Origin of the sequence: Streptomyces coeruleorubidus, from assembly GCF_008705135.1 — a bacterium.
Taxonomy (GTDB): Bacteria; Actinomycetota; Actinomycetes; order Streptomycetales; family Streptomycetaceae; genus Streptomyces; species Streptomyces coeruleofuscus.
Map to the genome: position 1 here is coordinate 2,661,671 of NZ_CP023694.1, position 13,557 is coordinate 2,675,227.

Here is a 13,557-nt window from a genome sequence, read left to right on the forward strand (position 1 = left end):
ACATGGCTCAAGCGGGGGTGAAGGAAAGAGGGGTGCGGAGGCGGGGCTCTGCGGCCCTATCGCATTCGCTGGTTCACGAGAGACTCCTCGTCACGCGCTTGCCACAGACCTCGCTGCCTGCGGCCTGGTCTTCACCCGGGGCACCCCGCCACGGACGGAGGGTTGCCGGACAGTCGGCCGGGGCCTCATGACTGTCACTCATGACCTGAGAAGGAACTTACGAGAATGATCGAGGTCCCGCAACCCGCGTCCGGATTGCGGGACACCCGGCGCTACGCGTTGCTCGCCGCCACCCACCGCTCCAGGGTCCGCTTTGCGGCCCCGGAGTCGATCGATTCGGCCGCCTTCGCCATGCCGGCACGGATCTGCTCGGCCAGCGGCCCCTGGCCGGGATCGAGGGCCACCAGGGCAGCCGCCGAGTTCAGCAGGACCGCGTCCCGCACCGGGCCCGTCTCGCCGTCCAGCAGACGGCGGGCGACCTCCGCGTTGTAGGAGGCGTCCGCGCCGCGCAGCGCCTCCACGGGGACGAGTTCGATGCCCACGTCGCGCGGGTCGAAGGCCTCCTCGGTCACCTTGCCGTCGCGGACGACCCACACCCGGGACGTGGCGGTGGTGGTCAGTTCGTCGAGGCCGTCGTCACCCCGGAAGACCAGGGACGAGTGGCCGCGCTCGGCGAAGACGCCCGCGACGATCGGTGCCATGCGCGGATCCGCGACACCGACGGCCTGGGCGCGTACCTTCGCGGGATTGGTCAGCGGGCCGAGGACGTTGAAGATCGTCCGGATGCCCAACTGGCCGCGGGCCGCGCCCGCGTGCCGCATCGCCGGGTGGAACTTCGCCGCGAAGCAGAAGGTGATCCCGGCGTCCTCGGCGACCTGGGCCACCCGGTGCGTCGGCAGTTCCAGATTGACGCCGAGCTTCTCCAGCACGTCCGACGCCCCGGACGCCGAGGACGCCGCGCGGTTGCCGTGCTTGACGACCTTCGCACCCGTGCCGGCGATGACGATCGCCGACATCGTGGAGATGTTGACGGTCTTCGCCCCGTCGCCGCCCGTGCCGACGATGTCGACGGCCGGGCCCGGCACCTCGATCACGTTGGCGTGCTCGTACATCGCCCGGACGAAGCCGGCGATCTCCTCGACGGTCTCGCCCTTGGCCCGCAGCGCCACCACGAACCCGGCGATCTGCGCATCCGTCGCCTCGCCGCGCATGATCAGGTCCATCGCCCAGGCGGTGTCGTCGGCGGTCAGGTCCCGGCGGTCCAGCAGACCGTTCAACAGCAGGGGCCAGGAGCGGCCCGCCGCGGTGTCGCCTCCAGCGGGGATCACAGCGCTCATAAGCCGCTCCAGGGTCAGGCGTCCCGCACTACGGGACGAGAGTCTCAACGAGGTCCACCCTATCCAGCCCCGGGCACCGCGAAGGGCCCCGTCCGAACACCGGACGGGGCCCTTCTGTGGCGTGGCGAAGCAGTGATCAGTGGTGGCCGTGGCCGCTCGTGATCTCCCGGTACTCCTCGGCGGTCGGCTTCGGGATCTGGGCTCCCTCGCCGTAGTAGGACTCGCTGAGCTTGGCGCGCAGCTTCTCGGAGCCCTTCACCTTGCGCTCGACACCGTTCTCGTCGACCGTCGGGCCGATCTCGACCGGCTGGTACTGCTCGTGCGCCGTGAGCGTGTACATCTGCTCCTGGCTGAGCGGCTCGTGCACCTCGATGAACTCACCGTGCGGCAGGCGCTTGATGATGCCCGACTCGCGGCCGTGCAGCACCTTCTCCTTGTCGCGGCGCTGGAGGCCGAGGCAGATGCGCTTGGTGATGATGAACGCGATGACCGGTCCGGCGAAGAACCCGATCCGGACGAACCAGGTGACCGCGTTGATCGACAGGTGGAAGTGGGTGGCGACGATGTCGTTGCCACCGCCGATCAGCATGATCATGTAGCCGGTGATCCACGCGACACCGAAGCCGGTGCGCGTCGGGGCGTTGCGCGGCCGGTCCAGGATGTGGTGCTCGCGCTTGTCCCCGGTGACCCACGACTCGATGAACGGGTAGAGGGCGATGATCCCGAGGAACAGACCGAAGAGGACCAGCGGGATGAACACGCCCAGGACGAGCGTGTGACCCCAGAAGTCGATCTCCCAGCCCGGCATCGCCCGGATCAGGCCCTCGGCGAAGCCCATGTACCAGTCGGGCTGTGCACCCGTCGACACCTGATCGGGCCGGTAGGGGCCCAGCACCCAGATGGGGTTGACGGTCGCGATGCCGGCGAGGGCCGCGATGACACCGAAGACCAGGAAGAAGAAGCCTCCGGCCTTGGCCGCGTAGACCGGCAGCAGCGGCATTCCGACGACGTTCTTGTTGGTCCGGCCGGGACCCGCGAACTGCGTGTGCTTGTGGTAGAAGACCAGGATCAGGTGGCCGACCACGAGCCCGAGCATGATGCCCGGCAGCAGCAGGATGTGGATCGAGTAGAACCGGGCGACGAAGTCGGTACCCGGGAACTCCCCGCCGAACAGGAACATCGAGATGTACGTGCCGACGATCGGCACGGACAGGATCGCGCCCTGGGTGAAGCGGACACCGGTGCCGGAGAGCAGGTCGTCCGGGAGCGAGTAGCCGGTGAAACCGGTGAACATGCCCAGGACGAACAGCAGGAAGCCGAACAGCCAGTTGATCTCACGCGGCTTGCGGAACGCGCCGGTGAAGAACACGCGCATCATGTGCACGAACATGCCGGCGAGGAAGATGATCGCCGCCCAGTGGTGGATCTGCCGGATGAGCAGACCGCCGCGGACGTCGAAGCTGATGTCCAGCGTGGAGGCGAACGCCTCCGACATCAGCTGCCCCTGGAGCGGGACGTAACTGCCGTGGTACTCCACCTCGTTCATCGACGGGTGGAAGAACAGCGTCAGGTACACACCCGTGAGGATGATGATGATGAAGCTGTAGAGGCAGATCTCACCCAGCATGAAGGACCAGTGGTCCGGGAAGATCTTGCGCATGTTGGCCTTGGCCAGGGAGTAGATCCCGAGGCGGCCGTCGGCCCAGTCGGCGACCCGCTCACCCGCGGGCGCCTTGCGTCGTTCTTGTGCAGTGCTCATCCGCGCTCCCAGAAAGCAGGGCCGACGGGCTCTTCGAAGTCGCCGCGCGCCTCGAGGTAGCCCTCGTCGTTCACGCCGATGCGGAGCTGCGGCAGGGCGTGACCGGCGGGGCCGAAGATCACTCGGGCACCGTCGGAGAGGTCGAAGGTGGACTGGTGGCAGGGGCAGAGCACGTGGTGCGTCTGCTGCTCGTACAGGGAGATCGGGCAACCGACGTGGGTGCAGATCTTCGAGTAGGCGACGATGCCCTCGTGCGACCACTCGAGCTCGCGCTTGTCCTTGATGTTCTCCGGCTGGATCCGGACGATCATCAGGGCGGCCTTGGCGATCTCGTTCTGGAACTCGTGGTCGTGCTCCTCCAGGCCCTCGGGCTTGGCGAAGGTCAGCGAACCGACCGCGACGTCCGACGGACGCAGCGGCTCGTTCGTGTTCATGTTGACGAGCAGCTTGCCCTTGGACCACAGCGTGTGACGCAGCTTGTCCTCGGGCAGCGGGCCGAGGTCGCGCAGCAGTACGACACCGGAGAGCGGCACCAGCGTGAGCGCGCCGAACATGGTGTTGCGGATCAGCTTGCGGCGGCCGAGCGCGGACTCCTTGGCGCCCTGCTTGAAGTCCGCGAAGACCTTCTCGCGGACCTCGGGCTCCGCCTCGATCGGGTGCCGCTCGTCGGCGATCTCCACGTCCGACATCAGGGTGCGCGCCCAGTGGACGGCGCCCGCGCCGATGCAGAACAGCGCGATGCCGAGCGTCATGCCCAGCGCGAAGTTCAGCGCGCTGATGTGGCCCAGCGGGAAGATGTAGACCGACTTGTCGACCGGGATCGCCACGAACGCGGCGATGAAGGCGATGGTGGCCAGCATCGACACCGTGAACATCAGGGCGACCGAGCGCTCGGACCGCTTGGCGGCCCGCTCGTCGACGTCCTGGATCCGGTGCTCGTGGGGGGGCAGGCCCGGGTCGGCGAACGGGTGCTCGTCCGCGGGGCTCAGTGCCCCGTGCCCGTGCTCGTCATGTCCTGCGGTCTGCTCGGACTGCTCGGCAGGCAGGTTCTCTTCGGGAATGTCTTGGCTACTCATGACTTCTTGGCCTTTGCGGTCCGGGCGGCGACCCACACGGCGACGGCGATCAGCCCGCCGAGACCGAAGATCCAGCCGAACAGACCCTCGCTGACCGGCCCGAGGCCGCCGAGCTCGAGACCGCCGGGGCTCTCGGACTTGCTGCTGTTGACCGCGTCCAGGTACGCGATGATGTCCTTCTTGTTCTCCTCCGAGAGCGTGGTCTCGGGGAAGGACGGCATGTTCTGCGGGCCGGTCTCCATGGCCTCGTAGATGTGCTTCGGGGAGACACCCTCGAGGTCCGGTGCGTACTTGCCGTGCGTCAGCGCACCGCCCTTGCCGGTGAAGTTGTGGCACTGCGCGCAGTTGGTGCGGAACAGCTCACCGCCCTTGGCGATGTCGGCACCCTGGGGGCCGTACTGCTCCTCGGTCGGGATGGCGGGCCCGGCGCCCAGCGAGGCGATGTAGGCCGCGAGCTGGTCGATCTCGGCCTGGCTGTAGATGTTCTTCTTCTTGGGGACCTGCGGGCCCTGGGAGGTGGCGGCCGGCATGCGGCCGGTGCCCACCTGGAAGTCCACGGCCGCGGCGCCCACGCCTACCAGGCTCGGCCCGTCGGAGGTGCCCTGACCGCCGGTGCCGTGGCAACTGGCGCAGCCGACGGCGTAGAGCCTCTTGCCCTCCTCGATGGTGAGGGACTGGGCTGACTCGTCGGCCTCAGCCTTGGTCGTGGGTGCGAACACGGCATACAGCCCCCCGCTGAAGAGCAGCGCGAGGAGTAGGACGACGACCGCCGCCAACGGGTGGCGTCGTCGTGCGGAGAGCTTTTTCACGGATTACCCCGGTGTCAGGATCTTCTGCGTCGGTGCTTCTGGGATGCGTGCCTCGTCGGGCGCGCGCTGCGGTCCCGCTACTTGATCATGTAGATCGTGGCGAAGAGGCCGATCCAGACGACATCGACGAAGTGCCAGTAATAGGACACGACGATCGCGGCGGTCGCCTGCTCGTGGGTGAACCTCCGGGCCGCGTAGGTCCGGCCCAGGACCAGCAGGAAGGCGATGAGACCGCCCGTCACGTGCAGGCCGTGGAAGCCGGTGGTCAGGTAGAAGACCGAGCCGTACGGGTCGGAGGACAGGGACAGGCCCGCCTCCTTGACCAGCTCGGTGTACTCGAGGACCTGACCGCCGATGAAGATCGCACCCATCACGAACGTGACGATGAACCACATCCGCAGCTTCTTCACGTCACCGCGCTCGGCGGCGAAGACGCCGAGCTGGCAGGTGAGCGAGGAGAGCACCAGGATGGTGGTGTTCGCCGCCGAGAACGGGAAGTTGAGATGGCTCGCCATCTCCTTCCAGTGATCGGGACCCGTCACCGATCGCAGGGTGAAGTACATCGCGAAGAGGGCCGCGAAGAACATCAGCTCGGAACTCAGCCAAATGATGGTTCCGACGCTGGTGAGGTTCGGCCGGTTGACCGACGGGTGCGCGTGCCCGGTTTCTACTGTCGTTGCTGTCGCCACGACCGACATTATGTCGGTCGCTTATCCCGCCCTCACTCCGGGGGGTGCCGTTCGGAGTGTCTAAGCCGGTCGTACCGGTGTTGACGTGGTGTTCAAGGGAGTAGCATCCGGCCCAACGGGCCTGTCCTTACGACGCTGACGTCACGGAGGAACAATGCAGCCGACCGCCACGGTGCTGGTCTACAGCGACGACTCCACCACCCGCGAACAGGTGCGGCTCGCCACGGGACGGCGGCCGGCGCCGGACGTTCCCTTGGTGGAGTTCGTGGAGTGTGCGACTCCGGCGGCGGTGCTCAAGGAGCTGGACCGGGGTGGGATCGACGTCTGTGTGCTGGACGGTGAGGCCGTGCCCATGGGGGGCATGGGGCTCTGCCGGCAGATCAAGGACGAGGTGTTCGACTGTCCGCCGGTGCTGCTGCTCATGGGGCGGCCGCAGGATGCGTGGCTGGCGACCTGGAGCCGGGCGGAGTCGGCGGTGACGTTGCCGGTGGATCCGGTGGAGTTCGCCGCGGCCCTGGCTTCCTTGTTGCGGGAGAGGGCGGCTTTGCACGCCTAGGAGCTCGGGTTCGGCGGCAGTCCGGCGGGTGCGGGTGTTCCGTGGCTTGTCGCGCAGTTCCCCGCGCCCCTTCAGGTCAGACACTCTGAGGGCGTAGGCGGGCCCTGTCCGCCGGTGTCGGGCCCTCCGGGGTGCCGGCTGTCAGGGCGCTGCCTGTGCGCCACTGCTTCCATTCGAGGTTCCAGTCGCCGAAGCCGTTGCCGAACGGCGTCATCGTGTCGCCGCCGGAGTTTATGACCTTGACGATGTCGCCCTCGCGAACGTTCTCGTAGAACCACGCGGCGTTCTCGGTGCTCATGCCGGTGCAGCCGTGGCTGACGTTGGCGTAGCCCTGGGAGCCGACCGACCAGGGGGCGGCGTGGACGTACTCGCCGCTGTTGGTGACCCGCACGGAGTGGTGGACGATCAGGTCGTAGAAGTCCGAGGCGCCGATGCTGGCGCTGGTCATCCGGACGGTGCCCTCCTTGGCCAGGACGACCTTGACGCCGTTGCGCGTGTCGTAGCCGGGCATGCCCGTGGTGACCGGTATCTGCCGGACGATCTCGTCGTTCTTGTAGACGGTCATCTGGTGTGCCGCGGCGTCCGTCACGGCTATGACCTTGTCGGCGGTGTTGATCGTCAGCGGCTTGGCCTTGCCGCCCCGCATCCGGTCGCCGATCTTGATGCCCTCCAGGTTGCTGCGGACCTGGACGGTGGCCTGCGTGGGCCAGTAGTCCTTCGGGCGGTAGTGGAGCTTCTTGTCGTCCACCCAGTGCCAGGCACCGTCCGTGGCGGGCATGGAGGAGACCTTGAGGGCCCGTTCGACGACGGCCCGCTGGGATCTGTCCTTGACGGGCTGGCTCAGCTCGGCCGTGATGGGCTGGCCGACGCCGTAGGTGCCGGCCTTGGGGCCGAAGGTGACGTCCAGGCGCTTCTTGGAGGTGGTCTTGCCGGTGTCGAAGGTGAGGACCTTGCGGCCGGGTGCCCCGTCCTCGTCCTCGGTGCTCACACGGACCGTGTAGCTGGCGTTGGCGGCGAGCGGCGAGGTGCTGTGCCAGCGGCCGCCGTCGGCGGCGAGTTCGCCGGCCACGTAGCGTCCGGCGGTGTCGTAGGCCGTGACGTCCGTAATGCGCCCGTCGGAGTCCTCGGCGACCACTTCCAGGGGCTTGTCCGGGTCGGCCTTCTTGCGGCCCTCCGAGGGGGCGTTGAAGGAGATCTGGTCCGCCGCGTCGTAGGGGCGGTGGGAGAGCGGGTTGCCGTCCGAGCCGCAGGCGGTGAGGCCCGCGCAGAGGGCTATCACCAGCAGCGTGCAGCTGACGGCGGTGCGGGGGCGGGAGATCGCTGTGTGGCTCATGGCCTCACGCTAGGAAGCCGCGTCAACTGCGGCACGCCGGGTGACTCGTACGAGTGACACGTATTGCGGCAAAAGCAGGAGCCCGGACGCTCCTTGCGGAGTGTCCGGGCCCCTGAAGCGCTCGGCTCGTGTTACTGGGTGCGGTTCTCACCGCGGTAGTACTCGAAGACCCAGCCCCAGACGCCGATCAGGATGATCGGCAGCGAGAAGTACATCAGCCACCAGCCGATCGCGATCGACAGGAAGGCGAGGGCGCCACCGATGGCCAGGGAGAGCGGCTGCCAGCTGTGCGGGCTGAAGAACCCGACCTCGCCGGCGTCGTCCGCGACGTCCGCCTCCTTGTTGTCCTGTGCGCCCACGTCGACCCGCTTGGCCGTGAAGCCGAGGTAGAAGCCGATCATGATGCACAGGCCGAAGGCCAGGAAGAGGGCCGTGGTGCCGGCCGGCTCCTTCGACCACACGCCATAGACGACCGCCATGACGAGCACGAAGACGCTCAGCCACATGAACATCTTGCCCTGGATCTTCACTTGCCGGCCTCCTTGCCGCCAGCGAGGGACTTCTCGCCGTGACCGACGTTCTCGAGCTGGTCGAGAGCGGCGATCTCCGGGTGGTGCAGGTCGAACGCCGGGGATTCACTGCGGATCCGCGGCATGATCACGAAGTTGTGCCGCGGCGGCGGGCAGGAGGTCGCCCACTCGAGGGAGCGGCCGTAGCCCCACGGGTCGTCGACGCCGACCGGCTTGCCGTACTTGGCCGTCTTCCACACGTTGTAGAAGAACGGCAGGATCGACATGCCGAGCAGGAACGAGCTGATCGTCGAGATCGTGTTCAGTGCGGTGAAGCCGTCGGCCGCGAGGTAGTCCGCGTACCGGCGGGGCATGCCCTCGGCACCCAGCCAGTGCTGGACCAGGAACGTGCCGTGGAAGCCGATGAACAGCGTCCAGAAGGTGATCTTGCCGAGGCGCTCGTCCAGCATCTTGCCGGTCCACTTCGGCCACCAGAAGTGGAAGCCGGAGAACATCGCGAAGACCACGGTGCCGAAGACGACGTAGTGGAAGTGGGCCACCACGAAGTACGAGTCCGAGACGTGGAAGTCCATCGGCGGCGAGGCCAGGATGACACCGGTCAGACCACCGAAGGTGAACGTGATCAGGAAGCCGGTCGCCCAGAGCATCGGCGTCTCGAAGGACAGCGAGCCCTTCCACATGGTGCCGATCCAGTTGAAGAACTTCACACCGGTCGGGACCGCGATCAGGAAGGTCATGAAGGAGAAGAACGGCAGCAGCACACCGCCGGTGACGTACATGTGGTGCGCCCACACCGTCACGGACAGACCCGCGATCGCGATGGTCGCGCCGATCAGACCCTGGTAACCGAACATCGGCTTACGGGAGAAGACCGGGATGACCTCGGAGATGATCCCGAAGAACGGCAGCGCGATGATGTACACCTCTGGATGGCCGAAGAACCAGAAGAGGTGTTGCCACAGCAGCGCCCCGCCGTTGGCGGAGTCGAAGATGTGGGCACCGAACTTGCGGTCCGCCTCCAGGGCGAACAGCGCCGCGGCCAGCACCGGGAAGGCCAGCAGGACCAGCACACCGGTCAGCAGCACGTTCCAGGTGAAGATCGGCATGCGGAACATCGTCATGCCCGGGGCGCGCATGCAGATGATCGTGGTGATGAAGTTGACCGAGCCGAGGATGGTGCCGAAGCCGGAGAAGGCCAGACCCATGATCCACATGTCGGCGCCGATGCCCGGGGAACGGACCGCGTCCGAGAGCGGGCTGTAGGCGAACCAGCCGAAGTCGGCCGCGCCCTGCGGGGTGAGGAAGCCCCCGACGGCGATGAGCGAGCCGAACAGGTACAGCCAGTAGGCGAACATGTTCAGCCGGGGGAACGCCACGTCCGGCGCGCCGATCTGCAGCGGCATGATCCAGTTCGCGAAGCCGGCGAACAGCGGCGTCGCGAACATCAGCAGCATGATCGTGCCGTGCATCGTGAACGCCTGGTTGAACTGCTCGTTCGACATGATCTGCAGACCGGGCCGGGCGAGCTCGGCGCGCATGAACAGCGCCATCACGCCACCGATGACGAAGAACGCGAACGACGTCACCAGGTACAGCGTGCCGATCGTCTTGTGGTCCGTCGTCGTCAGCCACTTGACCACGACACTGCCGCGGTTCTGGCGCCTGACCGGCAGCTCGTCCTGGTAGTGGGACCCTGCTGCCGCGGCACCCTGGGGTTCGTTGAGGATGCTCACAGGTTGTTCGTCTCCCGGTTCTTCTCGTGGCTCGTCTGCGCGATGCCGGCGGGAACGTAACCGGTCTGCTGCTTGTCCACGAGGTCCTTGAGGTGCTGCTCGTAGCGCTCGGGGGAGACGACCTTCACGTTGAACAGCATCCGAGAGTGGTCGACGCCGCAGAGCTCGGCGCACTTGCCCAGGAAGGTCCCCTCCTTGTTGGGGGTCACCTGGAAGGCGTTGGTGTGGCCCGGGATGACGTCCTGCTTCATCAGGAACGGCACCACCCAGAAGGAGTGGATGACGTCACGCGAGGTGAGGACGAAGCGGACCGTCTTGCCCTTGGGCAGCCAGAGCGTCGGACCCGGGTTGTTGGTCTGCGGGTTCCGCGTACCGGGGGTACCGCAGTCGTAGACGCCGCCGGCGTCGGCCGGGAAGTCCTTCTTGAACCGGTCCGGGATCGCGTCGAGCTCCGGGGACTTCTTGGCGTCACCGGTGGAACCGGCGACCGGTTCGACGTAGTTGAAGCACCAGCTCCACTGGAAGCCGACCACGTTGACCGTGACGTCGGGCTTCTTCTTGAGGCTGAGCAGCTCGGACTCGTCACGAGCGGTGAAGTAGAACAACACCGAGACGATGATGAGCGGGACCACGGTGTACAGCGCCTCGATGGGCATGTTGTACCGGGTCTGCGGAGGAACCTCGACCTTGGTGCGGCTGCGCCGGTGGAAGAAAGCACTCCACAGGATCAGACCCCACACCAGCACGCCAACGGCGAGCGCAGCCGCCCAGGACCCCTGCCACAGGGAGAGGATCCGCGGAGCCTCTTCCGTGGTCGGGGTGGGCATACCAAGGCGGGGGAAGTCTTCCCAGTTGTACGAGCAACCGGTGGCTGTCGCCAAGACCAGGCCCGCGGTCAGTGCCTGCAGCAGCTTCCGCCGCATCGGGCGCCGCGGCGAGCGGTCGGAGCCGTTGGGACTCACGTAGCGCCTTCCCGAGAGTCTCGCCCGCGCGGATCGGCTGCGGCCTGGCCTTCTCGCTGGTCGGTCGCCGCCCTGCGTCGGGCAGGGGTTTGGATGTTTATGCGGACCAAACCCTAGCCGACGCCCTCCGGGGGTTCTCGGGGAGGGGTGCCTATGCGGAGGGGTGGTTCGCTGGTTTGGCGGCTGCGGGTTGTTTGTGGCTAGTCGCGCAGTTCCCCGCGCCCCTGAGGTCCACTGCCCTGCTGAACGTCTTAGCGTTGCTGTGTGGCCTACTTCGATGCTGCTTCCGCTGCTCCGCTTCATCCTGTTGCCCGGCAGGCCCTGCTGGCCTCGCTCGACGAAGGGTGGGCGGATCCCGCGCGTCTGTACAGGGAGGGACGGCGTGCCCGGGTGCTGCTGGACGCGGCGCGGGAGGCCGCTGCCGAGGCGGTGGGCTGCCGACCGGACGAACTGATCTTCACGTCGTCCGGAACGCGTGCCGTGCATACGGGGATTGCCGGGGCGCTGGCCGGGCGGAGGCGGGCCGGGCGCCACCTGATCGTGTCAGCAGTCGAACATTCGTCTGTACTGCATTCGGCGGAGCCCCTCGAGGCCGCCGGAGGGACCGTCACACAGATCCCGGTGGACCGCACCGGACGGGTGGATCCGGCGGCGTACGGCGATGCCCTGCGCGCGGACACGGCGCTGGCCTGTCTCCAGTCGGCCAACCACGAGGTGGGGACCGAGCAGCCGGTGGCCGAGGTGGCCGAGGTGTGCCGGGCGGCGGGGGTGCCGTTGCTGGTGGACGCGGCGCAGTCGCTGGGGTGGGGGCCGGTGGAGGGTGACTGGTCGCTGCTCACGGCCAGCGCGCACAAGTGGGGTGGCCCGGCCGGGGTCGGCCTGCTGGTCGTCCGCAAGGGCGTTCGGTTCGTACCGCAAGGGCCGGTGGACGAGCGGGAGTCGGGTCGGGCGGCCGGATTCGAGAACATCCCGGCGATCGTGGCGGCGGCCGCGTCGCTGCGGGCCGTACGGGCCGAGGCTGCCGAGGAGGCCCTGCGGCTGCGGGAGCTGACGGAGCGGATCCGGGTACGGGTGCAGCGGGCGGTGCCGGACGTCGAGGTGGTCGGCGATCCGGTACGCAGGCTGCCCGGGGTCGTCACGTTCTCGTGTCTCTATGTCGACGGGGAGGTGCTGCTCCACGAGCTGGACCGGGAGGGTTTCTCGGTCTCGTCCGGCTCGTCCTGCACCAGCAGCACGCTGACGCCGAGCCATGTGCTCCGGGCGATGGGCGTACTGAGTGAGGGAAATGTGCGGCTTTCCCTGCCGGTGGGGGTGGCCGAGGAGGACGTCGAGCGGTTCCTGGAGGTGCTGCCGGGGACGGTGGCGGCGGTGCGGGAGAAGCTGGGGGCGCCGGTCGCCTCCGAGGTCGCCCGCGAGGAGGACGTCCTGGTCGTCGACTCCCTGGGCAAGCGCTGTCCGATTCCTGTGATCGAGCTGGCGAAGGTCATCGGCGACGTACCCGTCGGCGGCCTGGTCCGGGTGCTGTCGGACGACGAGGCGGCCCGGCTGGACATCCCTGCGTGGTGCGAGATGAGGAGCCAGGAGTACGTCGGTGAGGAGCCGGCGGACGAGGGAACGGCGTACCTGGTCCGCCGGGTGAGCTGAGAAACCTGAGGGGCGCGGGGAACTGCGCGACCAGCCCCCGCGACCCGCAGCCAAAGGCGGTCTAGCCCAGGTGCGCCTGCACCTCCGCCGCGGCCTCATCCCCGTACGCCTTGGTGAACCGCTCCATGAAGTGCCCGCGCCGCAGCTGGTACTCCTGCGTCCCCACCGTCTCGATGACGAGAGTCGCCAGCATGCAGCCGACCTGGGCCGCACGCTCCAGGGAGACGCCCCAGGCGAGGCCCGAGAGGAAGCCCGCGCGGAAGGCGTCGCCGACGCCGGTCGGGTCGGCCTTGCGCTCCTCGTCCGGGGTGCCGACCTCGATCGGGTCCTCGCCGGTCCGCTCGATCCGGACGCCCTGCGCGCCGAGGGTGGTCACCCGGTGCCCCACCCTGGACAGGATCTCCGCGTCGGTCCAGCCGGTCTTGGACTCGATGAGGCCCTTCTCGTACTCGTTGGAGAAGAGGTACGTCGCCCCGTCCAGCAGGATGCGGATCTCCTCGCCGTCCATACGGGCGATCTGCTGGGAGAAGTCGGCAGCGAACGGGATGGACCGGGAGCGGCACTCCTCGGTGTGACGGAGCATGGCCTCCGGGTCGTCCGCGCCGATGGAGACCAGGTCGAGACCGCCGACGCGGTCGGCGACGGTCTTCAGCTCGATGAGACGGGCCTCGCTCATGGCGCCGGTGTAGAAGGAGCCGATCTGGTTGTGATCGGCGTCGGTCGTGCACACGAAGCGGGCGGTGTGCAGCGTGTCGGAGATGCGGACGGAGTCGGTGTCGACGCCGTGCCGGTCGAGCCAGGCCCGGTACTCGTCGAAGTCCGCGCCCGCGGCGCCGACCAGGATCGGGCGGGTGCCGAGCTGTCCCATGCCGAAGGCGATGTTCGCGGCGACGCCGCCGCGGCGGACGTCGAGCTTGTCGACCAGGAACGACAGCGAGACCGTGTGCAGTTGGTCCGCTACGAGCTGGTCGGCGAAGCGGCCGGGGAAGGTCATGAGGTGGTCGGTGGCGATGGAGCCGGTGACTGCGATGCGCACGGCGTGGACTCTCCTGAGGGAGGGCGGACCTTGACACTTCACGCTATCGGGTGGGCGGCGCCGCTCTGAAGGCATCGAAACTACCCGATAGTA

Annotated in this window: 12 protein-coding genes and 1 riboswitch; of the genes, 2 read left to right on the plus strand and 10 right to left on the minus strand. The window is 67.8% G+C overall.

Features of this window, described 5'->3' with window-relative positions:
• Nucleotides 1-89: 89 nt before the first annotated feature.
• Nucleotides 90-206: riboswitch (SAM riboswitch) on the minus strand.
• A gap of 66 nt (nt 207-272) precedes the next feature.
• From trpD to ctaE, 5 genes are all read right to left on the minus strand, one after another.
• Complete coding sequence (trpD, locus tag CP976_RS12385) at nt 273-1,337, minus strand: anthranilate phosphoribosyltransferase (protein WP_150480404.1); 1,065 nt, start codon at nt 1,335-1,337, stop codon at nt 273-275.
• A 136-nt stretch (nt 1,338-1,473) separates the two neighbouring features.
• Nucleotides 1,474-3,096, minus strand: coding sequence for a cytochrome bc1 complex cytochrome b subunit (gene qcrB / locus CP976_RS12390; protein ID WP_086839575.1), 1,623 nt, complete (start codon nt 3,094-3,096; stop codon nt 1,474-1,476).
• Nucleotides 3,093-4,172 (minus strand): cytochrome bc1 complex Rieske iron-sulfur subunit, encoded by a 1,080-nt coding sequence (gene qcrA, locus CP976_RS12395; RefSeq protein ID WP_150480405.1) that lies wholly within the window; start codon nt 4,170-4,172, stop codon nt 3,093-3,095. Before qcrA ends, qcrB begins: the two co-directional genes overlap by 4 nt.
• On the minus strand, nt 4,169-4,981 hold the full coding sequence (gene qcrC / locus CP976_RS12400) for a cytochrome bc1 complex diheme cytochrome c subunit (RefSeq protein WP_150480406.1): 813 nt from the start codon (nt 4,979-4,981) through the stop codon (nt 4,169-4,171). The genes qcrA and qcrC overlap by 4 nt, the downstream gene beginning before the upstream one ends.
• A gap of 77 nt (nt 4,982-5,058) precedes the next feature.
• Nucleotides 5,059-5,679 carry an aa3-type cytochrome oxidase subunit III gene (gene ctaE, locus CP976_RS12405; RefSeq protein WP_030249479.1) on the minus strand — a complete coding sequence of 207 codons (621 nt, stop codon included), beginning with the start codon at nt 5,677-5,679 and terminating at the stop codon, nt 5,059-5,061.
• Nucleotides 5,680-5,824: 145 nt separating this feature from the next.
• Here ctaE and CP976_RS12410 point away from each other — a divergent pair, with 145 nt between their 5' ends.
• Nucleotides 5,825-6,226 (plus strand): response regulator, encoded by a 402-nt coding sequence (locus CP976_RS12410; RefSeq protein ID WP_150480407.1) that lies wholly within the window; start codon nt 5,825-5,827, stop codon nt 6,224-6,226.
• Nucleotides 6,227-6,302: 76 nt separating this feature from the next.
• Here CP976_RS12410 and CP976_RS12415 read toward each other — a convergent pair whose 3' ends face one another.
• From CP976_RS12415 to ctaC, 4 genes are all read right to left on the minus strand, one after another.
• Entirely contained in the window at nt 6,303-7,559 is a 1,257-nt protein-coding gene (locus tag CP976_RS12415; protein ID WP_150480408.1) for a L,D-transpeptidase, read from the minus strand.
• A 131-nt stretch (nt 7,560-7,690) separates the two neighbouring features.
• Nucleotides 7,691-8,089: a cytochrome c oxidase subunit 4 gene (locus CP976_RS12420; RefSeq protein WP_107458433.1), complete on the minus strand. Its 399-nt coding sequence runs from the start codon at nt 8,087-8,089 to the stop codon at nt 7,691-7,693.
• Complete coding sequence (ctaD, locus tag CP976_RS12425; protein ID WP_150480409.1) at nt 8,086-9,822, minus strand: aa3-type cytochrome oxidase subunit I; 1,737 nt, start codon at nt 9,820-9,822, stop codon at nt 8,086-8,088. Before ctaD ends, CP976_RS12420 begins: the two co-directional genes overlap by 4 nt.
• A complete protein-coding gene (ctaC, locus tag CP976_RS12430; RefSeq protein ID WP_150480410.1) occupies nt 9,819-10,784 on the minus strand; it encodes an aa3-type cytochrome oxidase subunit II in 966 nt (321 codons plus the stop codon). The genes ctaD and ctaC overlap by 4 nt, the downstream gene beginning before the upstream one ends.
• Nucleotides 10,785-11,048: 264 nt before the next feature.
• On the opposite strand from ctaC, the gene CP976_RS12435 reads away from it, so the two are divergent.
• The gene (locus CP976_RS12435) at nt 11,049-12,428 is read left to right on the plus strand and encodes a cysteine desulfurase/sulfurtransferase TusA family protein (protein ID WP_150480411.1); all 1,380 of its coding nucleotides are present in this window, start codon (nt 11,049-11,051) and stop codon (nt 12,426-12,428) included.
• Nucleotides 12,429-12,489: 61 nt separating this feature from the next.
• Here CP976_RS12435 and CP976_RS12440 read toward each other — a convergent pair whose 3' ends face one another.
• Complete coding sequence (locus tag CP976_RS12440; protein ID WP_150480412.1) at nt 12,490-13,464, minus strand: carbohydrate kinase family protein; 975 nt, start codon at nt 13,462-13,464, stop codon at nt 12,490-12,492.
• Between the last annotated feature and the right edge of the window lie 93 nt (nt 13,465-13,557).